At 66.4% G+C, this 24,864-nt stretch carries 22 protein-coding genes and 3 pseudogenes; 8 read left to right on the plus strand and 17 right to left on the minus strand.

All coding sequences use genetic code 11. The features are described from left to right. Positions 1 to 24: 24 nt before the first annotated feature. Positions 25 to 873 carry a TauD/TfdA dioxygenase family protein gene (locus APY03_RS11925; protein ID WP_068677062.1) on the minus strand — a complete coding sequence of 283 codons (849 nt, stop codon included), beginning with the start codon at positions 871 to 873 and terminating at the stop codon, positions 25 to 27. A gap of 143 nt (positions 874 to 1,016) precedes the next feature. Between APY03_RS11925 and APY03_RS11930 the strand changes: the two genes are divergently transcribed. Together APY03_RS11930 and APY03_RS11935 are read left to right on the plus strand one after the other, a co-directional pair. Continuing rightward, positions 1,017 to 2,066, plus strand: coding sequence for an AraC family transcriptional regulator (locus APY03_RS11930; RefSeq protein ID WP_068677064.1), 1,050 nt, complete (start codon positions 1,017 to 1,019; stop codon positions 2,064 to 2,066). 324 nt (positions 2,067 to 2,390) lie between these two features. Continuing rightward, a complete protein-coding gene (locus APY03_RS11935) occupies positions 2,391 to 4,100 on the plus strand; it encodes a uracil-xanthine permease family protein (protein WP_068677066.1) in 1,710 nt (569 codons plus the stop codon). 29 nt (positions 4,101 to 4,129) lie between these two features. Here the strand turns inward: APY03_RS11935 and APY03_RS43655 are convergent, their stop codons facing one another. The 5 genes and pseudogenes from APY03_RS43655 to APY03_RS11945 all read right to left on the minus strand — a co-directional run bounded on the left by APY03_RS43655 (position 4,130) and on the right by APY03_RS11945 (position 6,689). Next, positions 4,130 to 4,402 carry a hypothetical protein gene (locus APY03_RS43655; RefSeq protein ID WP_102906903.1) on the minus strand — a complete coding sequence of 91 codons (273 nt, stop codon included), beginning with the start codon at positions 4,400 to 4,402 and terminating at the stop codon, positions 4,130 to 4,132. Beyond that, positions 4,399 to 4,695: a DUF1016 N-terminal domain-containing protein gene (locus tag APY03_RS40125; protein WP_443082815.1), complete on the minus strand. Its 297-nt coding sequence runs from the start codon at positions 4,693 to 4,695 to the stop codon at positions 4,399 to 4,401. The genes APY03_RS43655 and APY03_RS40125 overlap by 4 nt, the downstream gene beginning before the upstream one ends. A gap of 31 nt (positions 4,696 to 4,726) precedes the next feature. After that, a pseudogene (locus APY03_RS41385) lies at positions 4,727 to 4,903 on the minus strand (ATP-binding cassette domain-containing protein); the annotation flags it as partial. 9 nt (positions 4,904 to 4,912) lie between these two features. After that, complete coding sequence (locus tag APY03_RS11940) at positions 4,913 to 5,617, minus strand: alpha/beta fold hydrolase (RefSeq protein ID WP_083944304.1); 705 nt, start codon at positions 5,615 to 5,617, stop codon at positions 4,913 to 4,915. 289 nt (positions 5,618 to 5,906) lie between these two features. Next, positions 5,907 to 6,689 carry an SDR family oxidoreductase gene (locus APY03_RS11945; RefSeq protein ID WP_068677068.1) on the minus strand — a complete coding sequence of 261 codons (783 nt, stop codon included), beginning with the start codon at positions 6,687 to 6,689 and terminating at the stop codon, positions 5,907 to 5,909. Between the two features lie 203 nt (positions 6,690 to 6,892). On the opposite strand from APY03_RS11945, the gene APY03_RS11950 reads away from it, so the two are divergent. Beyond that, a complete protein-coding gene (locus tag APY03_RS11950) occupies positions 6,893 to 7,798 on the plus strand; it encodes a LysR family transcriptional regulator (RefSeq protein WP_068677071.1) in 906 nt (301 codons plus the stop codon). A 94-nt stretch (positions 7,799 to 7,892) separates the two neighbouring features. On the opposite strand, the gene darG is transcribed toward APY03_RS11950, so the two are convergent. The 11 genes and pseudogenes from darG to APY03_RS12005 form a co-directional block, all read right to left on the minus strand. Then, positions 7,893 to 8,942, minus strand: a complete 1,050-nt coding sequence (gene darG, locus APY03_RS11955; RefSeq protein ID WP_068677073.1) for a type II toxin-antitoxin system antitoxin DNA ADP-ribosyl glycohydrolase DarG — start codon at positions 8,940 to 8,942, stop codon at positions 7,893 to 7,895. 11 nt (positions 8,943 to 8,953) lie between these two features. Then, positions 8,954 to 9,628: pseudogene (darT, locus tag APY03_RS11960) on the minus strand (type II toxin-antitoxin system toxin DNA ADP-ribosyl transferase DarT). A 173-nt stretch (positions 9,629 to 9,801) separates the two neighbouring features. Further along, a complete protein-coding gene (locus APY03_RS11965; RefSeq protein ID WP_068677075.1) occupies positions 9,802 to 10,503 on the minus strand; it encodes an ABC transporter ATP-binding protein in 702 nt (233 codons plus the stop codon). A gap of 1 nt (position 10,504) precedes the next feature. After that, on the minus strand, positions 10,505 to 11,251 hold the full coding sequence (locus APY03_RS11970) for an ABC transporter ATP-binding protein (RefSeq protein WP_068677162.1): 747 nt from the start codon (positions 11,249 to 11,251) through the stop codon (positions 10,505 to 10,507). A 56-nt stretch (positions 11,252 to 11,307) separates the two neighbouring features. Continuing rightward, positions 11,308 to 12,264 carry a branched-chain amino acid ABC transporter permease gene (locus APY03_RS11975; RefSeq protein ID WP_068677077.1) on the minus strand — a complete coding sequence of 319 codons (957 nt, stop codon included), beginning with the start codon at positions 12,262 to 12,264 and terminating at the stop codon, positions 11,308 to 11,310. 1 nt (position 12,265) lies between these two features. Beyond that, positions 12,266 to 13,138 (minus strand): branched-chain amino acid ABC transporter permease, encoded by an 873-nt coding sequence (locus APY03_RS11980; RefSeq protein ID WP_068677078.1) that lies wholly within the window; start codon positions 13,136 to 13,138, stop codon positions 12,266 to 12,268. A 30-nt stretch (positions 13,139 to 13,168) separates the two neighbouring features. Continuing rightward, positions 13,169 to 14,338 (minus strand): ABC transporter substrate-binding protein, encoded by a 1,170-nt coding sequence (locus APY03_RS11985; protein ID WP_068677079.1) that lies wholly within the window; start codon positions 14,336 to 14,338, stop codon positions 13,169 to 13,171. Then, positions 14,335 to 15,129: an alpha/beta fold hydrolase gene (locus tag APY03_RS11990; RefSeq protein WP_443082814.1), complete on the minus strand. Its 795-nt coding sequence runs from the start codon at positions 15,127 to 15,129 to the stop codon at positions 14,335 to 14,337. Before APY03_RS11990 ends, APY03_RS11985 begins: the two co-directional genes overlap by 4 nt. Before the next feature lie 5 nt (positions 15,130 to 15,134). Beyond that, on the minus strand, positions 15,135 to 16,685 hold the full coding sequence (locus tag APY03_RS11995) for a benzoate-CoA ligase family protein (RefSeq protein ID WP_068677081.1): 1,551 nt from the start codon (positions 16,683 to 16,685) through the stop codon (positions 15,135 to 15,137). A gap of 35 nt (positions 16,686 to 16,720) precedes the next feature. Then, complete coding sequence (locus APY03_RS12000; protein WP_068677082.1) at positions 16,721 to 18,280, minus strand: 3,4-dehydroadipyl-CoA semialdehyde dehydrogenase; 1,560 nt, start codon at positions 18,278 to 18,280, stop codon at positions 16,721 to 16,723. Positions 18,281 to 18,398: 118 nt separating this feature from the next. Next, positions 18,399 to 18,863 carry a DUF4863 family protein gene (locus APY03_RS12005; RefSeq protein ID WP_068677083.1) on the minus strand — a complete coding sequence of 155 codons (465 nt, stop codon included), beginning with the start codon at positions 18,861 to 18,863 and terminating at the stop codon, positions 18,399 to 18,401. Between the two features lie 168 nt (positions 18,864 to 19,031). On the opposite strand from APY03_RS12005, the gene APY03_RS12010 reads away from it, so the two are divergent. The 5 genes and pseudogenes from APY03_RS12010 to APY03_RS43660 form a co-directional block, all read left to right on the plus strand. Continuing rightward, the gene (locus tag APY03_RS12010; RefSeq protein ID WP_068677084.1) at positions 19,032 to 19,958 is read left to right on the plus strand and encodes a helix-turn-helix transcriptional regulator; all 927 of its coding nucleotides are present in this window, start codon (positions 19,032 to 19,034) and stop codon (positions 19,956 to 19,958) included. Between the two features lie 148 nt (positions 19,959 to 20,106). Beyond that, entirely contained in the window at positions 20,107 to 21,777 is a 1,671-nt protein-coding gene (gene boxC / locus APY03_RS12015) for a 2,3-epoxybenzoyl-CoA dihydrolase (protein ID WP_068677085.1), read from the plus strand. Between the two features lie 26 nt (positions 21,778 to 21,803). Continuing rightward, entirely contained in the window at positions 21,804 to 23,231 is a 1,428-nt protein-coding gene (gene boxB / locus APY03_RS12020; RefSeq protein ID WP_068677086.1) for a benzoyl-CoA 2,3-epoxidase subunit BoxB, read from the plus strand. Positions 23,232 to 23,419: 188 nt separating this feature from the next. Beyond that, on the plus strand, positions 23,420 to 24,703 hold the full coding sequence (boxA, locus tag APY03_RS12025) for a benzoyl-CoA 2,3-epoxidase subunit BoxA (RefSeq protein ID WP_068677088.1): 1,284 nt from the start codon (positions 23,420 to 23,422) through the stop codon (positions 24,701 to 24,703). A gap of 10 nt (positions 24,704 to 24,713) precedes the next feature. After that, positions 24,714 to 24,864 (plus strand): annotated as a pseudogene (locus APY03_RS43660) (MaoC/PaaZ C-terminal domain-containing protein); the annotation flags it as partial.

The raw sequence follows: 24,864 nt of genomic DNA on the forward strand, positions 1-24,864 counted from the left end.
GGGGGGAATAAGGGGGGGGGCAGGTCAGGACGTGGGCGTGCCGATGATTCCCGCGCGTTCCATCTTTCGATGGCACGGTGGGTAGTCCATCACCGCGTAGTGCTGCGTGGCCCGGTTGTCCCAAATCGCCACGCTGTTGGGCTGCCAGCGCCAGCGCACCTGGTACTCGGGAATTGCGGCCTGGCTGATCAGGTACTGCAGCAGCGAGGACGAGCCCTGCACGAAGTCCTGCCCGTAGCGCACGTTGGCCGGCGTGTGGAAGTTGGTGAAGTGCGTGGTGAAGCTGTTGACGAACAGCACCTTCTCGCCCGTTTCGGGGTGGGTGCGAACCACGGGATGCTCGGCATCGGGGAACTGTGCCTTGAGCATCAGCCGCTTCTCGGCCGGCATGGCCGCGCCGAAGGTCGCCTCGATGCTGTGGCGCGCCCGCAGCGGGGCGATCAGCGTCTTGATGTGCTCGGGCAGCTTCTCGTAGGCCAGCGCCATGTTCGCCCACATCGTGTCGCCGCCCACCGGCGGGCACTCGACGCAGCGCAGCACGCAGCCCATCGGCGGCACTTCGCGCCAGGTCGCGTCCGTGTGCCAGCTGTTCTCGTAGCGATCGTTGGGCGCATCGGGCGTCTTGTAGATGCGCACCAGCCCGGGGTATTCCGGATCGCTGCCGGCGACCGGATGGTCTTCCAGTTCGCCAAAGCGGCGGGCGAAGGCCACGTGGTCCTCGCGACTGAACACCTGGTCGCGCAGGAACAGCACCTTGTGCCGCAACAGCGCCCCCTTGATCTCCGAAAACAACTCGTCGCCGCGAATCGCGTCGGCAAGGTTCACGCCATGGAGCTGTGCTCCGATGGCGCACGTCAGCGCTTCTATCTGCATGTCTTGTCTCCTTCTTTGCCCTGAACCTCAAGGGCCCGGGCAGTGATCGAACTGTAGGAGTCGCACCATGCCGGCGCTTTGCACTTCATGCCATTCGCTTGACATTTGATGCCAGAATCAACGCACCACTGAAAGGCTCCGCCATGGCCGCCCTGGTGCGCGCAGCCGCGCTGACGAACTTTTCCGAAGTTGCACAGGAGCTCGGGCTCGACCCCGGCGCAGCGCTGCGCCGGGCCGGGCTGCGCACCACGCTCATTCGCCAGCCCGACCAGCTGGTCGAAGCCGATCGGGTTGCGCGCCTCTTCGAGGGTGCCGCTCGCAAGACAGGTTGCGAGTCCTTCGGCCTGCGCATGGCAGCGCGGCGCCAGCTGTCGAACTTCGGCGTGGTCAGCCTGCTGCTCATGCATCAAGCCACGCTGCGCCAGGTGCTGCTCACGCTCATCGAGCACCTGCATCTGCTCAACGAGAGACTGGCCATCGAGGTCGAGGACGTCGGCAACATGGTCGTCCTGCGCGAGGAGCTGGCGCTTTCGGTGGCTGCCCCCCAGTCGATCGAATTGGCGATCGGCGTTCTCTACCGCATGGGCGAGGTCCTTCTCCAGGAGCGCTGGCGTCCGACCAGCGTGAGCTTCACGCACGGAGCGCCTGCAGACCCGGCGTTTCATCGCCGCTTCTTCAAATGCCGCATCGAGTTCAATGGCGCCTTCAACGGACTGGTGTGCCGCGCTGCCGATCTGGACGTGCCCAACCCGGCCGCCGACCCGGTGCTCGCCGAGTACGCCAGGAAGATGATTGCGGATCTCCCGGATGACCGGCAGCGCTCCATGGACGAGGAGGTTCGCAAGGCGATCTACCTGATGCTGCCGACGGGCCGTGCGACCTGCAAAGCCGTCGCGGCGGGCCTGGGCATCAGCATGCGCACCTTGCAACGGGAGCTCGATGGACGCGAGGTCACCTTCAAGGCGCTGATCAATGAAGTGAGGCAGGAACTCGCGCGCCGCTACGTCGCCAATACCCACCACAGCCTTGGCGAGGTCGCGGCGATGCTGGGCTACACCACGCACAGCGCGTTCACCCGATGGTTCGGCACCCAGTTTGGCTGTTCTCCGGAAGCGTGGCGCAGCCGGTCGGCACCGGCGACCAGTCCTGCCAGCACCAGGCGGAGCCCGCGTGCGAGGCGAGGCGCCGCATAGCGCCGGGGCACGTTGTGAGCGCCACGCTCGGCATCTGGATGAACGGCGAACTGTCGGCCACTGGAAGGTCGAGCGCGGCACCAGCACCTTGACCTACGCGAGCGAGTGGCTGCAGTCCGGCGGGGCCATGCGCAAGAACATCCCCGGCGGCCGATATCAGTCGGCTTGGTCTGAAAGTGGGCTGCACGCGCTGGCCGACTGAACGCAGCGGCAAATGGGTGCAAATGGGTGTGGTTTTGGGTAGGGCTATGATCCGCGCGGCCAAGCGGCCTCACGGCGGCTTCCTTCGCTCGCAAGCGCCTCAACCCAAAGGAAGGCAAGCCGATGTCGCACAAACCCGTGGGCTTGATCTATGGGGTCGACGAGACGCCGCCTCTCGGCGTCAACATCTTCAGCGGCCTGCAGCATGTCGGCCTGATGTCGATCTTCCTGGTCTACCCGGTGCTGATTGCGCAAGCGGCTGGCAGCACGGCGGAGGTCGCGGCAGCGATGGTCAGCGCCACGCTGATCGCGATGGCCGTCGGTACCGTGCTGCAGGTGATCACCGTGGGGCCCATCGGCTCCGGCTACCTTTGCCAGCCCTCGCCCAGCGTGGTCTACATCGTTCCCTCGCTCATCGCGGCGCGCAGCGGCGATCTATCGGCGGTCTTCGGCATGACGATCCTGGCGGGCCTCTTTGAAATGGCCTTGTCGCGCGTGCTGCCGCGCCTGCGTGCGCTCTTCACGCCCGAGATCACCGGCCTGGTGGTGCTGCTCGCCGGCATCTCGGTCGGCGTGGTCGGCTTGCGTACCGCACTGGGCGGCCCGCAAGCCGACACGCAGCCGGCGCAGATCGACCTGTTGCTGGGCCTGGGCACGCTCGCGCTGATGGTCGCCCTCAACGTCTGGGGCCGTGGCCGCATGCACGTGTTCAGCGTGCTGATCGGCCTGGGCGCCGGCTGCTTGATCGGCGCGGCCCTCGGCCGGCTCGATGTGCATGACGTGGCTCGGGTGGCGGCGGCACCGTTGCTGGCCTTGCCCGCCTTGGGACCGGTCGGCTGGTCCTTCGACGCGACGCTGGTGCTGCCCTTCCTGATCGCCTCGGTCGCCGCCGTGCTGAAGGTGATCGGCAACGTCACCACTGCGCAGAAGGCCAGCCAGGCCGGATGGGTACGCGCCGACATGCGCTCCATCAGCCGCGGCGTGCTGGCCGACGGGCTTGGCTCGGTCGCGGCCGGGTCGTTGGGCGCGCCCGGCATCAACTCTTCCACCGCCGCGGTCGGCCTGGCAACCGCGACCGGCGTCGTCAGCCGGCGCATCGGCTGGTCGGTCGCGGCGATCCTGCTGCTGTTCGCCTTCATGCCGAGGCTGGGCATGCTGTTCAACCTCATCCCGCGCCCGGTGCTCGGTGCGGCGCTGGTTTTCTCGTCCACCTTCATCGTCATCAACGGCTTGCTGATCATGACCTCGCGGCTGCTCGACGCGCGCAAGACATTGGTGATCGGCCTGGCAATCGTGTTCGGCCTGGCGGTTGAGATCTTCCCGGGGCTGCTGGTGGTCTTGCCGGCGGCGATGCGGCCTTCGTTCGGCAATTCTCTGGTGCTGGGCACACTGGTGGGACTTGGGCTGAACCTGCTGTTTCGCATCGGCCTGCGCCGCAGCGTATCGATGACGGTGGCACCGGGCGCCGTCGATCCGATAGCGCTGGAGCGGTTCCTCGACGAGCACGGGGCCGCCTGGGGGGCGCGCAGCGACGTCATCGCGCGCGCTAAGTTCAACCTGGTGCAATCGGTGGAGACGTTGGTGTCCCTTGGCGTTATCTCGGGTCCGCTCGAGATTGAAGCCTCGTTCGACGAGTTCAACCTCGACCTGCAGGTGTCGTACGAAGGTGCCGACCTCGAGCTGCCGCACCAGCGGCCGACGGTCGATGAGATTGTGGATTCGGAGGATGGAGAGCGGCGGCTTGCCGGCTTTCTGCTGCGGACCTTTGCGGATCGGGTGACTTCGCGGCGCTCGGGGCTGCGGGCGTCGGTTGCGTTTCATTTTGATCATTAGCTGGGCGGGTCCACAGCTGGGATGCGTGGCTACGGGCGAGAGCGCTGGAGCAGCGACCAGCCCGAGGGGGTGATCTCGGTGACTACCACGCCGACCTGTGGGCCACCGCCAAGTGGATCGACTACGACACGCAGTACAGCGTCGACATGACCTGCTTGGAACAGGGCACTGACGGCGAGGAGGTCGTCGTCACCCGTTAGGACATGAGGGAGAGGTTCGGTGGCGATGTGGCGGAGCAGGGTGCGCTCGTTGCGCTTCTGCTGGATGGGCGTTCGGGGTATGCCGAAGTGGTCATTTTTCACCGGGTGATCGTCATCAGGTGATGACGATAAGTCCACGGACTAGAGTGCTCATTTGACGCGGCGAAGGTGTTTGGCGTCGTTGCCAAACGGAACTGTCCACTATGCAGCGCAAGCAGTCGGCTGGATCGCTCGCATCGATCGGCAACAACCAGCCTGCCGCCGCCGCGTCCGGCGAACTGGATCATGCGGCGCAGGTTCTTCTCGCTGAAGCTGCCGCCGTGCTCGGCGCTCAATTGTCGTGACAGCGTTACGACAATCTGCTCGCCGTATCCCGCACGATCCCCGCCGAGCACCTCGGTGCGAATGCGTTGCCCGACGCGCCAGTACAGCAACCGCGCGACTGTCCGCAATCACCCGCCCGATCTCCGCCACGATCAGCCGCGCCAGCCCTTCGGTCTCAGAATCCAGCATCAGCAACCGCGGATTCGCCATCAACGCCCGCCGGATCGAAAGCATCTGCTGCTCCCCACCCGACAGCTGCTGTCCGCCCTGAGGAGGTCGCCATTGGGCTCACTGAGCTTTGCGCCCAGCCTCCTTGGCAGCACGATCGATCACGTCGGCGACTGTCTTCGGCTGGGTCAGGAAGACTGCATGGCTCGCCTTCACCTCTTGCACCGTGGCACCGATGCGCTTGGCCATCTTGTGCAACATCCGGACGTCAAACGCCTTGTCCTCCGTCGCAATCACAGCCCAGCTTGGCTTGGTTCGCCATGCGGCGTGATTGAGCTTGGTCGCAAACACCGACATGTTGATCGGCACCTGCGAGTCACGCAAGAACGCGGCGTCCGCATCGCTGGCATCGCCGGCGAACCCGATCTTGAACTTCTCCAGATTGACGAATCCGAATCCGTCGGCTTGCGTGTCGATCACGAAGTCAGGTGCCGTAAACCCAGCGTACTGGTCGCTCGTGGTCTCGCCGGCGTCGGGCGAAAGGGCGGAGACATAGACAAGACCCACCACCTTCGGGTCAATGCCCGCCTCGGTGATGACCGTGCCTCCCCAGGAGTGACCGACGAGGATGGTGGGGCCATTTTGGCGGGCGAGCACCCGCTGGGTCGCCGCCACATCGTCGGCCAAAGACGTCAGGGGGTTCTGAACAATGGTGACCCGGTAGCCTCGGCTGGTCAGCTCGTCATAGACACCACGCCAGCCCGAACCATCGGCAAAGGCGCCATGCACCAGCACAACGTTTTTTCGCCTGCACCGTTTGAGCATGGGCGCCGCCACCGGCGCCTACGATGCTGGCGGTCGTTGCAGCGACGATGAAGAGCTTGCGAATGTGTGAGTTCATTGGGTTCCTGTGAATTGGATGGAAAGAACCGAAATGGTAGGAAAAAGTGCGCTTAACAGGGTTGCAAAGATCACCCGTCGCGCGAAGCGTCAGGCGCATCGATCGCTGGTCCGCGAAACTACCTTTTGAGTTTTCCTGCAAGCGCGCAATAAATGTGCGCGACAAAAGGACGGCGAAGCACCAGTCTCTTCAGGCGCTTGTCGCCTGCCTCGCCTACACCGTGGGGACGGTCCCGCCGTCGATCAGGTGCTCCGAGCCTGAAATGGAACCTGCCCGTGGCGACGCCAGGAAGGCAATCAGATCGGCGACTTCCTGCGGCCTGGCCGGCCGGCCAAGCGGAATGCCGCCAAGCGATTGCATGATGATCTGCTTGCCGCCCTCGTAGTCCGTGCCAGCCTGTTCGGCAAGGCGCCGGGCCAGCGCCACCGACGCTTCGGTCTCGATCCATCCGGGCGACACGCGCAGCACGCGCACTCCCTTCGGCGTCACCTCTTTCGACAACGCCTTGCTATAGGTCGACAAGGCCGCCTTCGCCGCCGCATAGGCAGTCGTTGATTCCGGCAGTGGCAACAAGCGCTGGATCGAGCTGACGTGGATGATGACGCCCGAGCCCTGAGAGAGCATGGCGGGCAGCAGTGCACGATCGAGCCGCACGGCCGGCATGAGGTTCTGATTCAGTTCGGCGAACCACCGCGCATCGTCAAGGGCTGCAAAGCCGCCGCCCGGTGCGCTGGAGCCGCCGAGTACGTTGACCAGGATGTCGATGCCGCCCCAACGTTCGAGCACCGACTGCGCCACCTTGGCGGCACCCTCGGCCGTTGAAAGATCGGCGGCAACATGGATCACGTCCCCGGGCGACCGCGCGGGGGCGGAGCGCGCGGTGGTCATCACCTGCGCACCGGCATCGTGCAGAGCTTGAACGACAGCGGCGCCAACGCCTTTGGTACCGCCCGTGACCAGCGCGCGCAGACCCGCGAGTTGAAGATCAAAGCTCATGCTGTGACCTCCATCCATGCGATCAGGCCGCGGAGAACGACCGGGATTTGTTGATCAGCCGCGTCGCAGGCGGCAATCGGCTCGAGAAGATTCAGGGTGCTCATGGCGATGACTTCTTGGTGGTGAAGTCGTCAGAATGCGCTTCGGGTACAAATTAGGGAATCGCCCAGAATCTTCATGGGCTATGAAGAGATCCACACATAATGCGCGGCTCCGATTTCGCTGAATTGAAGGCCTTCTCCGCAGTGGTCGAGCGGGCAAGCTTCGCGCGAGCCGCGGAGCATCTGGGGCTCTCGCCTTCGGCGCTGAGCCAGACCATCCGCCAACTCGAAGAGCGGCTGGGTACACGACTGCTGAACCGCACCACGCGCAGCGTGGCTCCCACGCTCACCGGGACACAGTTGTATGCGCGCATCGCTCCGCTGTTCCGCGAGATGGCCGAGGCGGTAGACGAAGCAAGTGCGGCGGCTGGGCGGACGCGCGGCGCGTTGCGCATCAACACGCTGGGAATGGCTGCCCGGCAGGTCATCGCTCCAAGGCTGGGACGGTTTCATCGTGCTCACCCTGAGGTGGCACTGGATATCGTCGTGGACGACGGACTGAGCGACATCGTCGCCGGTCGCTTCGATGCCGGCATCCGCGTTGGAGGACGACTGGAGAAGGACATGATCGCCGTACGCTTGACGCCGGACGTCAAGATGGTCGCGGTAGCGTCTCCAGACTATCTGGCGCATCGCGGCACTCCGCGCACGCCAGTCGACCTGCACAGCCACGCCTGCATCAACTGGCGGCTCCAGTTCGATGGAAGCGCCTACCGTTGGCAGGTCGAAAAGAAGGGGAAACGGCTTGACGTGTCAGTCGAGGGACCGTTGGTCACCAACGATTCGGACACCGGCGTAGCCGCGGCACTGCAGGGTCTGGGCATTGCCTACGCTTTCGAGCGCACGAGCGTGGATGAGCATCTCGCTCGAGGGCAGCTGGTGCAGGTGCTGGGCGATTGGTCGATCACACGGCCAGGGTTGTTTCTCTACCACCCGAGCCGGCGCCACTTCCCGCCCGCGCTGCGCGCATTCATCGACTGCATGCTGGACAAGGATCAAACCGACTAGGAAATCCTCGTTGCCGAGCCGTCCGGGATTTGGGACGTGGCTATCACCGTGGTACGTGTAAAGGTCTTCAGTTGGCTTGCGAACTCCGCCGCCGTCAATGCATGCGCGAAAGCCATCCTTCATCAGTGAGCCGCTGCCAAGCCAGCTTGATGTGATCGGGCTGCATGAGCAGTTTCTTTCGATCGTTCCAGTCGTGCACCGCGGCAATCGCTTCCTCGACCGAGCGCACGCCGGGCTCGTGCACGGCAACCCAGTGAACAGAAGCCAGCAGCTCCATGCCGTACGACGATTGGTAACCTTCGATCAATCGTCCCACGCGCTGGACATGGGCGGAGAGCGCCCCGTGACCTTCAGCTGCAATGAACGCCTCGGCCTCAGCGAGTGCGTCTTCTGTGGGTTCGATCTCGGCTTCGACAACACCGTCGCCCAGACCACGAATGAAGTGCCCTTCCATCGTGTTCAGTGCGTGCCGCAGTGTGTCGGAGTACGGACCGTAGTGGTGCTTCACAAACTGAAGCTTCAGGGGCTCGCCGGCCTCTTGTAGAAAGTACGCAAGCTTCTGAACCTCGATCTTGGACAGTCCGTAGTTCAGCTCACGGTACGTGTCCAACGCCTTGATGATCGCGGCTCGGCCGGGCGTCATTCGGGGACGTTTGGTCCGCACTTCCATTGTCCGTGGGTTCGGCGTACCCCCAGGCTCAAAGAGCCGCACTTCAACGTCAGGAAGCGCTTCGAATGCAGATTCGATCAAAGGGCGCACTTCGGCCCAGTTGAGGCCCCCATTCCCGCAACCCAGCGGCGGGATGGCAATCGACTGAATGCCCAGGCGCCGCACTTGAGCCACCAGGTCGACCAAGCCGTCACGGATGAACTCCATCCTGGAGGCGCCACGCCAATGGTCCTTGGTGGGAAAGTTGATGATGTAGTTCGGCTTTACGAGTCCGCCGGAGTCGTGGATGAACATGCGGCCCGGGCGCACCTGCCCGGCCTTGCAAGCTGCAGCGTATGCGGCGAAGTTGTCGGGCCACTTGTTCTTGAACTGCAGAGCAATGCCTTTGCCCATCACGCCGACACAGTTCACCGTGTTGACGATCGCGTCCACGTCGTTTTGCTTCAGCAGGTCGCCCTGGGTGAGCTTGATCACGATGGCTGTCCTTAGAAGTACCAGGCCGGCATGATATCGACCGTCCGTGCTGCGGCGGCCTGAGCCAGCAGCGCCTGTACCTGTGCTTGCCGCGCGGCGTCGATCACGCCCAAACGAGTCATGCAGTGGAGGGGCACATTGTCCTTCACCAGAAACTCTGCCTGACGGCGCTCCATCCGGTCGGCATACCGCGCAGCGGCCGGGTTGTTCTGTCAAAACTTGCAGAAGCCGTCGAGTTGTGGTGCTTCGGTCATCAGGTCCCAGGCAACGGCGGTGTCCAGGTGGGCCAGATCGTTGTATGGGGTGCTGAAAGCCAACGTTGCATTGCGATCGTAGAAGACAAACGGTCGGCCCGGGGCCACAACGCGGTGTACGGTGGTTTCGAAGTGAACGATATCTCCTTGCCGCCATTGGCACCCTGCGACGCGGCCGCCATGGATGGCGAAGAGCATCGGCGATCGCGGCGCGAAGTAGAACGGGACGAAGTCGTGCACCAACCCGCCCGGCGGATTCGGCACTGCGCGCACAGCACGCGCACCTTGGGCGCCTGCGTGAGCGATGTTCTGGTAGTTGATGCCGGCCACAGCACCACCATTCTTTGACACCAGCGCCCCAGCGGCGAAGATCGCCGGCAAATTGGCTATCGCCGTGATGTGGAACAGGCGCGTTGGCTGTGGGGCCGGCATCTATGAGCTCCCGTCCCTGGAGGCGGGCGTTGCAGCTACCGCATGGCTCTCATACGCGGGCGCCGCAGGCTGGCGAATTCGGGCGCTGACCACCTCGGTCGTCGTGACGGCCACCGCGGACTCCTCTGCAAAAAGGTGCTAGCGTAATGCAAGCGCAGCCCGCCTCTCGCCTCTCAAACCCCCAGCAACTCCTCCAACACCTTCGGCTCCGCCAACAACCCCGCCGAAGGCCCCTGCCTCACGATCTTCCCCTTCTCCATCACCACCGCCTGCTCGGTGTGCCCCAGCACCTTCCGCCAGTCCCGATCCACGATCAGCGTCGCGATCCCTGTAGCGCGGATGCTCGCAATCACCCGCCAGATCTCCGCCACGATCAGCGGCGCCAGCCCTTCAGTCGCCTCATCCAGAATCAGCAACCGCGGATTCGTCATCAACGCCCGCCCGATCGAAAGCATCTGCTGCTCCCCACCCGACAGCTGCTGCCCGCCATGCGACAGCCGTTCCGTCAGCCGCGGGAACGTATGCATGACCCGATCGAAGGTCCACTCCCGCTTCCCATCGATCCCGGCCCGCGCACTCATCACCAGGTTCTCCCGCACCGAGAGATTGGGAAAGATCCCGCGTCCTTCCGGCACATAGCCGATGCCGCGCCGCGCCATCTTCTCCGGCGCCCAGCCGGTGACGTCATCGCCATCCAGCTTCACCCGCCCCGAGGCCGGCCGCACGTAGCCCATCAACGACCGGATCAGCGTCGTCTTCCCCATCCCATTGCGCCCCAGCAACCCCATGGAGGTGGCGGTTGGCAGCGCCACATCGACGCCGCGCAGGATATGGCTGTCCCCGTAGTAGGTGTTCAACCCTTCGATCTGCAGCATCTCAGTGTTCCTCGCCCAAGTAGGCCGTACGCACTTCAGGATTCACGCGAATCGAAGCCGGGTCGCCCGTCGCAATCACGGTCCCATTGACCATCACCGTGATCCGATCCGCGATGCGGAACACCGCATCCATGTCGTGCTCCACCAGCAGGATCGCGTGCGTGGTCTTGAGGTTGCTCAGAAGACCCAGCATGCGCTCCGTCTCCTCCGCCCCCATCCCCGCCAGCGGCTCGTCGAGCAGCAGCACGCGCGGCTTGGTCGCCAGGCACATCGCGACCTCGAGCTGGCGCTTGGCGCCATGGCTCAGTGTGCCGGCGACGCGGCCGGCCACGGCGCTCAGGCCCGCGGCCTCCAGTGCCTCGCGGGCGGCGCCATTGCTGTATTCGCAACTCTCCGATGACTGCCAGATGGCCCACGGCTTCGGCGCCGCGGCCTGCGCCGCGAGGCGGCAGTTCTCCAGCACGGTGAACTCCGGAAAGATGGTGGTGCGCTGGTAGCTGCGCCCCACGCCGGCCAGCGCGCGGCGGAACTGCGCGCGCTTGGTGATGTCCTCGCCGTCCAGCGTGATGCGCCCGTCGGAGGCCTCGATCTCGCCCGAGAGCATGTTGATCAGCGTCGACTTGCCCGCGCCGTTGGTGCCGATCACCGCGTGCACCTCGCCGCGGTGCAGGTCCAGCGTCACCTTGTTGACCGCGACGAGGCCGCCGAAGCGGCGCGTCAAGCTCTCGACCGCAAGAAGTTTGCTCATCGGAATACCTTCGCCTTCGGCTGCGGTGCTATTCGTCATCGGAGCGGCGGTGCGACTCATGCCGCAGCCTCCTTCTTCGGCATCACGCGCACCCGCAGGCCGACGATGCCCTTGGGCAGCAGCGCGACGAAGGCGATGATGGCCAGGCCCAGTGTCAACTGCCAGTGGTCGGCCAGCGGCCCGACGATGGCGTGGGTGGAAAGCAGCTCCTTCAGCAGCGTGAAGGCGACCGCGCCGATCACCGCGCCGCGCAGGTGGCCGAGGCCGCCCAGGATGATCATCAGCAGCACCTCGCCGGAGTTGTGCCAGGCCAGCAGCTCGGGGTTGACGACGCCGTCGCGCGAGGCGACGAGAAAGCCCGCCAGCCCGGCCAGCGCGCCAGCAATGACGAAGGCCGCCAGCTTGTAGCCGTACACCGGAAACCCGGCCGCGCGCATGCGCTGCTCGTTGACGCGGATGCCGGCCAGTGCGGCACCGAAGCGCGAACGTCGGATCAGCGCCAACAGCCCGTAGGTGAAGACCAGCGCCCCGAGCACGAAGTAGAACTGCACCTTGCTGTTCTCCATGTCGAGCGCACCCAGCACCGGGCGGATGTACATGTAGATGCCGTCGCTGCCGCCGCCCAGATCGGTGTCGTGGAAGACGAAGAAGGCCATCTGCGCGAAGGCGAGCGTGACCATGATGAAGTACACGCCGCGCGTGCGCAGGCTCAAGGCGCCGGTCACCAGCGCATAGCCGGCCGCACAGCCCATGGCCAGCGGCAGCAGCATGGCGATCGATCCGCCTTCCTTGCCCGAACCGAGCACGGTGGCATAGGCGCCGATGCCGTAGAACGCCGCATGGCCCAGGCTCACAAGGCCGGTCATGCCGACGAGCAGTTCCAGGCTCAGCGCGAAGATGGCGAGGATCATCACCTTGACCACCAGGTCGCCAAGATAAGGGCCGAGGAAGGGGCCGAGCGCCGCGAGCGCGATGGCGCACAGGAGCGGCAGGTAGTGCGAGAAGTTTTTCATGTCAGGTCTTGCGCCCCATCAGGCCTTCGGGACGCCAGATCAGGATGATCGCCATCAGCACGTACACGCCGATGCCGCTCAGCTCGGCAAAAAATACCTTGCCGAAGGTATCGACGAAGCCCACCAGCAGCGATGCGACCAGCGCGCCGGTGATGGAGCCGATGCCGCCGATCACCACCACCACGAAGCAGATGATCAGCACGCTCGCGCCCATGTTCGGATACACCGAGGACATCGGCGCCGCGATCATCCCCGCCAGCGCGGCCAGCGCCACGCCGGCCGCGAAGACGATGCGATAGAGCCGGCGGATGTCGATGCCCAGGCCGCGCACCATGTCGCGGTTGCTGGCGCCGGCGCGGATCATCATGCCCAGGCGCGTGCGGTTGACCACGTAGTAGAGCCCGATCGCGAGCACGATGCAGGCTGCAGAGGCGAAGAGCCGGTACCACGGGTAGCTCATGAGGTCGCCGAGCGCGAAGCTGCCGCTCAGCCACGGCGGCACCGGCACGCCGTGCACGTCGTTGCCCACGAGGATGGAGCGCAGTTCCTCGAAGACGAGGATCAGGCCGTAGGTCATCAGCACCTGCTGCAGATGATCGCGCTGGTAGAGGTAGCTGAAGAAGGCCCACTCCAGCACGTAGCCGAAGAGCGCGGTCAGCACCACGCCCGCCAGCAGCATCAGGATGAACTGGTCACCGAAGAGCGGCGCGAGCGCGAACGCCATGTACGCGCCGACCATGTAGAAGCTGCCGTGGGCCAGGTTGATCACGCCCATGATGCCGAAGATCAGCGTCAGTCCGGAGGCCACCAGGAACAACAGAAGCCCGTACTGAACCGAATTCAGGCATTGGACAAGAAAGGTACCGAAGTCCACGACAGGTCGTCTTTCAGGGTTGGAGGTCGATCACATCTTGCAGCCGCGGGCCGGGTCGGCCAGGCCCTTGACGGCCACGTTCACGACCTTGTTCTCCTTGCCCTCGACCTTGCGCAGATAGATGTCCTGCACCGGGTTGTGCGACTTGCCCATGGTGAAGGCGCCGCGCGGGCTGTCGATCTTCGCCTTCTCGATGGCGGCGGCGAAGTCGGCCTTCTTGGTGATGTCGCCCTTCGTCGCGTTCAGGCCGATGGCCAGCATCTGCGCGGCGTCGTAGCCCTGCACCGCGTACACGTCGGGCTGCATCTTGAACATCTTGTCGTAGTCGGCGCGGAACTTGTTGTCGCGCGGGGTGTTCAGGCCGTCGGCATAGTGCAGCGTGGTGAGCATGCCTTGGGCCGATTCGCCCTGCGCTTCCAGCGTGCCGTCGGTCAGGAAGCCGGGGCCGTAGAGCGGGATGTTCTTGTTCAGGCCCGCAGCCGCGTAGTCCTTGACGAACTTGACCGCGCCGCCGCCCGCGAAGAAGGAATACACCGCATCGGGCTTGGCCGCCGCGATCTCGGTCAGGAGCGCCTGGAACTCGACGTTGGGGAAGGGCACGGTCAGCTGCTTCAGCACCTTGCCGCCGCCCTTCTCGAAGCCTTCCTTGAAGCCGGCGACCGACTCGTCGCCGGCCGCGTACTTCCAGGTGAGCGTCATCGCGGTTTTCTTGCCCTGCTTGGCGGCGACCTCGCCCATGGCGTAGGCCGGCTGCCAGTTCGAGAAGGAACTGCGGAAGATGTTCTGGGCGCACATCGGGCCGGTCACGGCATCGGCGCCGGCGTTGGGCACGATCAGCACGGTGCCGCTTTCCTTGGCGGCCTTGGCCATCGCCATGGCCACGCCGGAGTGCACGGTGCCGACGATGACGTCGACGTTGTCGCGCTTGATCAGCTTGTTGACGTTGTCGGTGGCCTTGGCCGGGTCGGACTCGTCGTCGACCTTGATGTACTCGATCTCGCGGCCGCCGAGCTTGCCGCCCTGCTCCTCGACGTGGAGCTTGAAGCCGTTCTCGATGGCCGTGCCGAGCGCGGCGTAGGTGCCGCTGAAGGGCAGCATCAGGCCGACCTTGAGCTTGCCCTGCTGGGCGTGGCCCAGCGTGGCGATGCAGGCCAGCGCCAGGGCGGTGAGCGTGCTGCGTGCTGTGGTGCGGGGGGTCATGGAGATCTCCTGTCTTCGTTGATGAATGAAACGGTCGCAACTATCGCTTTTTCGGGCTGGTCGCGATGCGGGGAATGCCCGCAGTCGGGGAGTTCCACCAATGCGGTGCCGGGCACGCGCTCTGCAATGCCGCGGATCTGCGCGAGTGTGCCGTACTCGTCGTCGATGCCCTGGATGGCGAGAACCGGGCAACGGATGGCATCGAGCTCGGGCTCGATGTTCCATTGCCTGAAAGGCGGGTGGAGCCAGATGCGGTTCCAGCCCCAGAAGGCCGAATCGACGTCGTCGTGGTAGCGGCCCAGCTTCTTCGGCAGGTCGGTCTCGAGGTAGGCCAGCCGGGCCTGCTCGATGTTGGCGACGGTCACGTCCTCGACGAAGATGTGCGGCGCCAGCACCACCAGGCCGGCCACGCGCTCGGGGAAGCGGGCCGCGTAGAGCAGGGAGATGGAGGCGCCGTCGCTGTGGCCGAAGAGCCAGGGTTTCTCCTGAAGGCCGATGGCTTCGAAGAAGGCCGGCAGCACCTCGTGCGCCTGGCGGTGCATGAAGTCCACGTCCCACGTTTCCTCGGGCCCGCGCGGCGTGGAGCGGCCGTAGCCGGGGCGCGAGAACACCAGGCCGCGGAAGCCGCCCGCGTCGCACAGGCGCTGCGGGAAGTCCTTCCACATCGCGATCGAGCCCAGGCCTTCGTGCAGGAAGACGAGGAGCGGGGCGCCGGTGCGTTCCGGTGCAATGCGCTGGTATTCGACGCGCACATCCTTCCCCCGCCAGCGGATGGCGGCGAATTCGGACAAGGGGTTCACCCCTGGTGCTCCCGTTCGCGCAGCCGGAAGCGCTGGATCTTGCCCGTGGCCGTCTTCGGCAGCTCCTCCACGAACTCGATGAAGCGCGGGTACTTGTAGGGCGCGAGGCGTTCCTTCACGAAGGCCTTGAGCTCCTCGTCGGTCACATCCTGGCCCGCCTTGCGCACCACATAGGCCTTGGTCTTGGTCAGCCCGTCGGCGTCTTCCTTGCCGATCACCGCGGCCTCGAGCACGGCGGGGTGCTGCATCAGCGTGGCTTCCACTTCGAAGGGCGAGACGTAGATGCCGCTCACCTTCAGCATGTCGTCGCTGCGGCCGGCGTAGGTGTAGTAGCCGTCGGCGTCGCGCGAGTACTTGTCGCCGCTCTTGGTCCAGCCGTCGCGGAAGGTCTCGGCGCTCTTCTCGGGGTTGCCCCAGTACATCACTGCCGTGCTGGGGCCCTTGATGTAGAGGTCGCCCACCTCGCCGACGCCGACGGGCTTGCCGTCCTCGCCACGCAGCTCGATCTCATAGCCCTCGACGGGGCGGCCGGTGGTGCCGTAGCGGATGTCGCCGGGCCGGTTGGAGATGAAGATGTGCAGCATCTCCGTGGAGCCGATGCCGTCGATGATCTCGCAGCCGAAGTGCTGCTTGAAGCGCTGCGCCAGCTCGCCCGGCAGCGCCTCGCCGGCCGAGGAGCACATGCGCAGCGACACCTGCTCGCGGGCGGGCAGCTTGGGCGAGGCGAGCATGCCGGCGAAGCCCGTCGGCGCGCCGAAGAAGACCGTTGGCTTGTGCTCTCCCGTCCAGCGCTTGAAGGTGGCGTCGGGCGTGGGCCGCTCCGCCATCAGCAGCACGGTTGCGCCGACCGAGAGCGGGAAGGTCAGCCCATTGCCCAGCCCGTAGGCGAAGTAGAGCTTGGCGGCCGAGAAGCACACGTCGTTCTCCGTCAGCCCCAGCACCGGCTTGCCGTAGAGCTCGGCCGTCCACCACGGGTTGCCGTGCGTGTGCACCGTGCCCTTGGGCTTGCCGGTGGAGCCGGACGAATAGAGCCAGAAGGCGTGGTCCTGCGGCGTGGTCGCGGCCGGCTCGGCCAGCGGCTCTTGCGCGGCGAGCGCCGCCTCGAACTCCTGCGCGCCCTCGGGCAGCGCGCCGGCGGGCTGCGAGACGAACAGCGCCTTCAGCGCATGCGAGCCCTTGCGCTGCGCATCCTGCAGCGCGGGCAGCAGCGCGCCCGAGACCAGCGCACCTGTGGCGGCGCTGTTGGCCAGCATGTAGGCGTAGTCGTCCGAGGTCAGCAGCGTGTTGACGGCCACCGGCACGATGCCGGCGTAGAGGCAGCCGAGAAAGCTCACCGGCCAGTCGCTGCTGTCGAGCATCAGCAGCAGCACGCGGTCTTCCCGCTTCACGCCGGCGGCGAGCAGGGCGGCGGCGAGCCGGCGCGCGCGCTCTTCCAGCTGGCCGTAGGGCAGGGTGCCGCGGTCGTCGACGTACGCGGCCTTCTGCGCGCGGCTTCGGTTGAGGGCGAACAGGTGTTCGGCGAAATTGAATCGGGCGGGCAGGCTCATCGTGTTCTCTCCTCGGGTCATCCCTGTGTTGTTGCTCACGCCTGCGCCAGGCCCAGCTGCCCCAGCACGCCGGGGCTGGCCTGCACCGCGGCGCGGCGATGGTAGAAGTCCAGCGCGCGCAGCCCGCCCAGCTCGGCGCCGCCGCCGGCGCGGCCGGGGCCGCCGTGCAGCGAATGGGGCATCACGTTGCCGTGGCCGGTGTGGGCCTGCGCGACGTCCGGCGTGATCACATGCACGCGGCCATGGCTGGCGGCGAGCTGGACTGCGGCCCGGCCCAGCGCGGCCTCGTCGGCGCCATAGAGGGAGGTCACCAGCGAACCCTGCCCGCGATGCGCGAGCGCGACCGCGTGGTCGAGGTCGCGGTAGGGCAGCAGGGTGGCGACCGGGCCGAAGACCTCCACGTCGTGCACCCGCTGCGCCGCGTCGGCATCGCGCGCGCCCAGCAGCACCGGGCCGATGCAGGCCGCGACGGCGGGGTCGGCATCGACCAGTTGCGCCTGGCTGCCGTCGTACAGCACGCCGGCCTGCGCCTTGAGGGCTTCCAGGCCTTCGCGCACCGAGTCCAGCTGTCCCCGGCTCACCAGCGAGCCCATGCGCACGCCTTCGTTGCGCGGGTTGCCGACGGTGATGCCCGCGAGCTTGGCGCCGATCGCTTCCGCCGTCGCGTCGTACAGGGCCGCCGGCACGAGGATGCGGCGGATCGCCGTGCACTTCTGGCCCGACTTGACCGTCATCTCGCGCACCACCTCGCGCACCAGCAGCTTGAAACTCTCGCTGTCGGGCGCGGCGTCGGGCAGCAGCAGGGCGGAGTTGAGGCTGTCGGCCTCGATGTTCACGCGCACCGAGCGCTGCGCCACCGCGGCGTGCGAGCGGATCACCGCGCCGGTGTCGGCCGAGCCGGTGAAGGAGACCACGTCGAAGCCCTGGAGCTGGTCCATCAATCCCGCGGAGCTGCCGCAGACGACCGACAGCGCGCCGGCCGGCAGCACGCCCGCCTCGACCACGTCGCGCACCATGCGCTGCGTGAGCCAGGCGGTGGCGGTGGCGGGCTTCACGATCACCGGCACGCCCGAGAGCAGGGCCGGCGCCGCCTTCTCCCACAGGCCCCACGACGGGAAGTTGAAGGCGTTGATGAAGAGCGCCACGCCGCGCGTCGGCACCTGCAGGTGCTGTGACTGGAACACCGGCTCCTTGCCCAGCTTGACCGCATCGCCGTCTCGCAGCGCATGCACGTCGCCCAGCGCGTCGCCCCATTTGGCGTACTGGCCCAGGGTGAAGATCGCGCCGTCGATGTCCACCGCCGAGTCGTTCTTCACCGTGCCGGAGTTGGCGGTGGCGATCTCGTAATAGGCATCGCGGTTGGCCTGCAGCACCTTCACGACCGCGGCCAGCAGGCCGGCGCGCTGCTTGTACGTCAGCGCGCGCAGGCCCGCCCCGCCGGTTTCACGCGCGAAGCCGAAGCCCTCGGCCAGATCCAGCCCGCCCGCGTCGACGCGAACCAGCTCCGTGCCCAGCACCGGATCGAAAAGCGGCGTTCCGGCGCCGTTGCCCGCCTGCCAGCGGCCGGCGACGTAGTTGGAAAGAAGTTCTGTCATTTCAAGGGCTCCGGTTTTGATCGGGGGGCACCGCGGAACCGGCTTTGCCGGGCCGCTGGTGCCGCCCCCGGTAAGGGGGTGGGCGGCTACACGAAGTGAGCCAACCTGGGGGAGAGCGTCATCTGGTGAATTGGATCTGGCCCTCTGGCAGCAGATAGAGCACGAGGGCGCGGCCCTGGGCCACGGTCGGGTGGTGCGCCGATCCCGGCGGATAGACGCACCAGCCCGCCGGCCGGCCGTCGAAGGTCGCGTCGCCTTCCAGCGGCATGATCAGGTCGACCTCGCCGTTCGGATGCGTGTGGTGCGGTCCCTGGATGTCGTTCATGTCCACCACGTCGACCGAGAAGCGGTGCAGCTCGTCGTCGGCCTTGAACACGCGGCCGTACTTGATGCCGCCGCCCTCGCGCTCGCACAGCCAGCCTTCGGCCACGCCGTCGATGCAGGCCTGCTTCAGTCGCTCGTAGACCTCGCTGCCGGCGCCATGCACCGTGTTGAGCCAGCGGTCGAGCTCGGCGTCGAGCGGGCGGCCGGCGATCTGCGAGGTCACGTCGGCGACGATCTGGTGGAAGGATTCCTTGGACATCGTGGTGCGCTCATTCAAGTGTGGGGAAGAGAAACTTGCGGCAAAGGGCCGCGTGCAGTATCTTGCCTGTGCATGAACCATAAGCACCGACACAAAAGGTGTCAAGCAATATAGTGCATATATGGTGTTTACCCGAATACGACAGGACCGCGCAGCGGAAGGAGCGACATGAATGACCGAGCCGAGGCGGTGCTGAGCGCACCCGCCGATGCGGCCCCGCCGGCCGATGAAGCGAAGAACCCGCTGCTGGTAGCGCTGGGCGAGCGCGTGCGCAACCTGCGCGCGCGCCGGGGCCTCACGCGCAAGGCGGTGGCGCAGGCGGCCGATGTGTCGGAGCGGCACCTGGCCAATCTGGAGTACGGCATCGGCAACGCATCGATCCTGGTGTTGCAGCAGGTGGCGACCGCGTTGCATTGCTCGCTGGCCGAGCTGGTGGGCGACGTGACGACCAGCTCGCCCGAGTGGCTGCTGATCCGCGAGCTGCTGGAGCGCCGCGGCGAGGCCGACCTGCGGCGCGCCCGCATCGCCCTGGGCGAACTGCTGGGCACCGCCTCCGGCGATCCGGCGCGCCATCGCCGCATCGCGCTGGTCGGGCTGCGCGGCGCGGGCAAGTCGACGCTGGGCCAGATGCTGGCGGACGATCTCGAGGTGCCCTTCATCGAGCTCAGCCGCGAGATCGAGAAGCTCGCCGGCTGCAGCGTGCGCGAGATCCACGACCTCTACGGCACCAACGCCTACCGCCGCTACGAGCGCCGCGCGCTCGAAGAGACGATCCAGATCTACAGCGAGGTGGTGATCGCCACCCCCGGCGGCATCGTCTCCGACCCCGCCACCTTCAACGAGCTGCTGTCGCACTGCACCACTGTCTGGCTGCAGGCCGCGCCCGAGGAGCACATGGGCCGCGTCGCCGCCCAGGGCGACACCCGGCCGATGGCCGCCAGCAAGGAAGCGATGGACGACCTGCGCCGCATCCTGGCCGGACGCGCCGCCTTCTATTCCAAGGCCGACCTGAGCGTGGACACCAGCGGGCAGGACCTCCCGCAGAGCTTCCAGGCGCTGCGCACGGCAGTGCGGGAGGCGATGAGCCGGGGTTGAAGGGCAGCGCAGCCAAACAGGACCGCGAGCATTTGTAAAAAGTCGGCCAGAAGCTTGACTCGCCTAGGAACATGCACCATGATGCATGTCGCGCCAGTTCAAAACTGCACTATTGTTCATTGACCCCAGGCACCCAGGAGACCGCGACATGACCGAGACCGCTGCCCATCCCGCCCGCGTCGACTACCGCACCGACCCGACCCAATACCGCCACTGGAAGCTCAGCGTCGAGGGCCCCGTGGCGCGCCTGTCGCTGGACATCGCCGAGGACGCGGGCATCCGCCCCGGCTACAAGCTCAAGCTCAACAGCTACGACCTGGGCGTGGACATCGAGCTCCACGACGCGCTCAACCGCGTGCGCTTCGAGCATCCGCAGGTGCGCTCGGTCATCGTCACCAGCGCCAAGGACCGCATCTTCTGCTCGGGCGCCAACATCTTCATGCTGGGCGTCTCCAGCCACGCCTGGAAGGTGAACTTCTGCAAGTTCACCAACGAGACGCGCAACGGCATCGAGGACTCGTCGAAGCACTCCGGCCTCAAGTTCATCGCCGCCGTCAACGGTGCCTGTGCCGGCGGTGGCTACGAGCTGGCGCTGGCCTGCGACGAGATCCTGCTGGTGGACGACCGCTCCTCCTCCGTCTCGCTGCCCGAGGTGCCGCTGCTGGGCGTGCTGCCCGGCACCGGCGGCCTGACGCGCGTCACCGACAAGCGCCACGTGCGCCATGACCTGGCCGACATCTTCTGCACGAGCGTGGAGGGCGTTCGCGGCCAGCGCGCCGTCGAATGGCGCCTGGTCGATGCCATCGCCAAGCCCGCGCAGTTCGGCGCTGCCGTGCAGGAACGCGCCGCCAAGCTGGCCGAGGGCAGCGATCGCCCGGCCGGTGCCAAGGGTGTGAGCCTGACCCGCGTCGAGCGCGAGGACGGGCCCGACAGCATCCGCTACGAGCACGTCACCGTGCAGATCGACCGCGCCCGCCGCACCGCGACGCTGACCATCAAGGCCCCGAGCGGCGCGCAGCCCACCGACATCGCCGGCATCGAGGCCGCAGGCGCCGCCTGGTGGCCGCTCGCGATGGTGCGCCAGCTCGACGACGCGATCCTCAACCTGCGCACCAACGAGCTCGACGTCGGCACCTGGCTGCTCAAGACGGAGGGCGACGCCCAGGCCGTGCTCGCCAGCGACCAGACCCTGCTCGCGAACAAGGACCACTGGCTGGTGCGCGAAACCATCGGCGCGCTGCGCCGCACGCTGGCCCGCCTGGACGTCTCCTCGCGCAGCCTGTTCGCGCTGATCGAGCCCGGCTCCTGCTTCGCCGGCACCCTGGCCGAGCTGGCCTTCGCGGCCGACCGCGCCTACATGCTGGCGCTGCCCGACGAACCCGAGCGCGCGCCCAAGCTCACGCTCGACGAGTTCAACTTCGGCTTCTTCCCGATGGTCAACGACCAGAGCCGCCTGCAGCGCCGCTTCTACGAAGAGACCGCGCCGCTCGAGGCCGCCCGTGGCGCTGCCGGCAAACCGCTCGATGCCGACGAAGCGCTCAAGCTCGGCCTGGTCACCGCCGCGCCCGACGACATCGACTGGGACGACGAGATCCGCATCGCCATCGAGGAGCGCGCCGCCATGTCGCCCGATGCGCTCACCGGCCTGGAGGCCAACCTGCGCTTCGCCAGCCAGGAGAACATGCTGACCCGCATCTTCGGCCGGCTCACCGCCTGGCAGAACTGGATCTTCAACCGCCCGAACGCCGTTGGCGAGAAGGGGGCTCTCAAGGTCTACGGCACCGGCGAGAAAGCCGGCTTCGACCTCAACCGCGTCTGAACGTCTTAACTTTGCAAGGAACAACGATGAGCACGATCAACTACAGCGAGAAGATCCCCAACAACGTCAACCTGGGCGAAGACCGCACGCTGCAGCGCGCGCTCGAGGGCTGGCAGCCCAACTTCGTCCACTGGTGGGACGACGTCGGCCCGGACGACTCCACGAACTACCAGGTCTACCTGCGTACCGCCGTGAGCGTCGACCCGAACGGCTGGGCCCAGTTCGGCCACGTGAAGATGCGCGACTACCGCTGGGGCATCTTCCTGAACCCGGGCGACGCCAACCGCGAGATCCACTTCGGCGACCACAAGGGCGAGAAGGCCTGGCAGGACGTGCCCGGCGAGCACCGCGCCAACCTGCGCCGCATCATCGTCACGCAGGGCGACACCGAACCCGCTTCGGTCGAGCAGCAGCGCCACCTCGGCCTGACCTGCCCGAGCCAGTACGACCTGCGCAACCTGTACCAGGTCAATGTCGAGGAAGGCCGCCACCTGTGGGCCATGGTCTACCTGTTGCACAAGTACTTCGGCCGCGACGGCCGCGAAGAGGCCGAGGCGCTGCTGCAGCGCGAGTCCGGCGACCAGGACAACCCGCGCATCCTCGGCGCCTTCAACGAGAAGACGCCGGACTGGCTCGCCTTCTTCATGTTCACCTACTTCACCGACCGCGACGGCAAGTTCCAGCTTTCGGCCTTGGCCGAAAGCGCCTTCGATCCGCTGGCGCGCACGACGAAGTTCATGCTGACCGAGGAAGCGCACCACATGTTCGTGGGCGAGAGCGGCGTCTCGCGGGTGCTGCAGCGCACCGCGCAGGTGATGAACGAGCTCAAGACCGACGACCCGCAGAAGGTGCGCGCGGCGGGTGCCATCGACCTCGGCACCATCCAGCGCTACCTGAACTTCCACTACAGCGTGACCATCGACCTGTTCGGCGCCGACCAGTCGAGCAACGCCGCGATCTTCTACAGCTCCGGCCTGAAGGGCCGCTACGAGGAAGGCAAGCGCACCGACGACCACGTGCTCAAGGGCCAGACCTACAAGGTGCTCGAAGTGCACAACGGCCAGTTGGTCGAGAAGGAAGTGCCGATGCTCAACGCCCTCAACGAAGTGCTGCGCGACGACTTCATCAAGGACTCGATGGCCGGCGTGAGCCGCTGGAACAAGGTGCTGGAAAAGGCCGGCATCCCGACGCGCCTGACCGTCCCGCACAAGGCCTTCAACCGCCAGATCGGCGCGCTCGCCGGCATCAAGATGTCGCCCGACGGCCGCGTGGTGAACGAGGCCGAGTGGGCCGCGAAGAAGAGCGAATGGCTGCCCACGCCCGAAGACTTTGCTTTCGTGGCATCGTTGATGGGCCGCGTGGTCGACCCCGGCAAGTTCGCCGGCTGGATCGCGCCGCCGGTCATGGGCATCAACCGCCAGCCGGTGGATTTCGAGTACGTCCGCTTCGGCTGACTGTTGCTCGCCCCCAGGTTGCCCGGCACTTCGTGTCCGGGCGCCCACCCCCTACCGGGGGCAACACCAGCGGCCCGGCAAAGCCGGTTCCGCGGTGTTTCACGAAGGGGCCTGCGCTTCGCGCGGCCGTGGGGCGGTACAAGGGCCTGGAACGGTGTGGACCGTCTGGGCGGCAAAGGAGATAACACATGGACACGGCCACCATTCAACTCGGCGTCATCAAGCAGCACCTGATCGACCCCGAGATCTGCATCCGCTGCAACACCTGCGAGGCGACCTGCCCCGTCAACGCCATCACGCACGACGACCGCAACTACGTGGTGCGTGCCGATGTCTGCAACGGCTGCATGGCCTGCATCTCGCCGTGCCCGACGGGCTCCATCGACAACTGGCGCACCATGCCCGTGGCGCGCGCCTACTCGATCGAGGAGCAGCTCACCTGGGACGAGCTGCCCGCCGAGCTCACGCCCGAGCAGCTGGAAGCCGAGGGCATCGCCTCGTCCGACGAGGTAGTGATCCAGGCGCACGCCGCGGGCGCGCCGCAACCGCCCTCCGAACCTGGAGAGGTGGCTTTCAATTCCGCGCAGTACGGTGCCACCGTACCGCCCTGGTCGGCCGCGCATGCCTACACCAACCTGTTCCCGCCGAAGAGCCCGACCACCGCCACCGTGGTCGGCAACTTCAACTGCACCGAGGCCGGCTACGAGAACCAGACGCACCATATCGTGCTGGACTTCGGCGCCATGCCCTTCCCGGTGCTGGAAGGTCAGTCGATCGCCATCATCCCGCCGGGCACCGATGCCAACGGCAAGCCGCACTTCGCGCGGCAGTATTCCATCGCCAGCCCGCGCAACGGCGAGCGGCCCGGCTACAACAACATCTCGCTGACGGTGAAGCGGGTGCTCCAGGACCACCACGGCAACCCCGTGCGCGGTGTCTGCAGCAACTACGTGTGCGACCTCAAGGTCGGCGACAAGGTGCAGGTCATCGGGCCCTTCGGCACATCGTTCCTGATGCCCAACCATCCGAAGTCGCACATCGTGATGATCTGCACCGGCACCGGCAGCGCGCCCATGCGGGCCATGACCGAATGGCGCCGCCGCCTGCGCAAGAGCGGCAAGTTCGAGAGCGGCAAGCTCCTGCTCTTCTTCGGCGCCCGCACCCAGCAGGAGCTGCCCTACTTCGGCCCGCTGCAGACCCTGCCGAAGGACTTCATCGACATCAACTTCGCCTTTTCCCGCACGCCGGGCCAGCCCAAGCGCTACGTGCAGGACGCGATGCGCGAGCGCGCCGCCGACCTGGCCGCATTGCTGAAGGATGGGCAGAGCCACTTCTATGTCTGCGGCCTCAAGAGCATGGAAGAGGGAGTGGTGCTCGCGCTGCGCGACGTGGCGGCGGAAGCGGGCCTGGACTGGGACACGGTCGGCGCGTCGCTCAAGCGCGAAGGCCGCCTGCATCTCGAAACCTATTAGGCTCGGGGGCATGAAGTTCGCGGAATTCCATGTGGGGCAGGTCATCGAGGCCGGGCCCTATCTCGTCACCGAGGCCGAGCTGCTGCAGTTTGCCAACGCCTATGACCCGCAGTGGTTCCACACCGACACGGCCGCGGCCGCCGATGGTCCCTTCGGCGGGC

The organism is Variovorax sp. WDL1, from assembly GCF_001541225.1.
Classification (GTDB): domain Bacteria; phylum Pseudomonadota; class Gammaproteobacteria; order Burkholderiales; family Burkholderiaceae_C; genus Variovorax.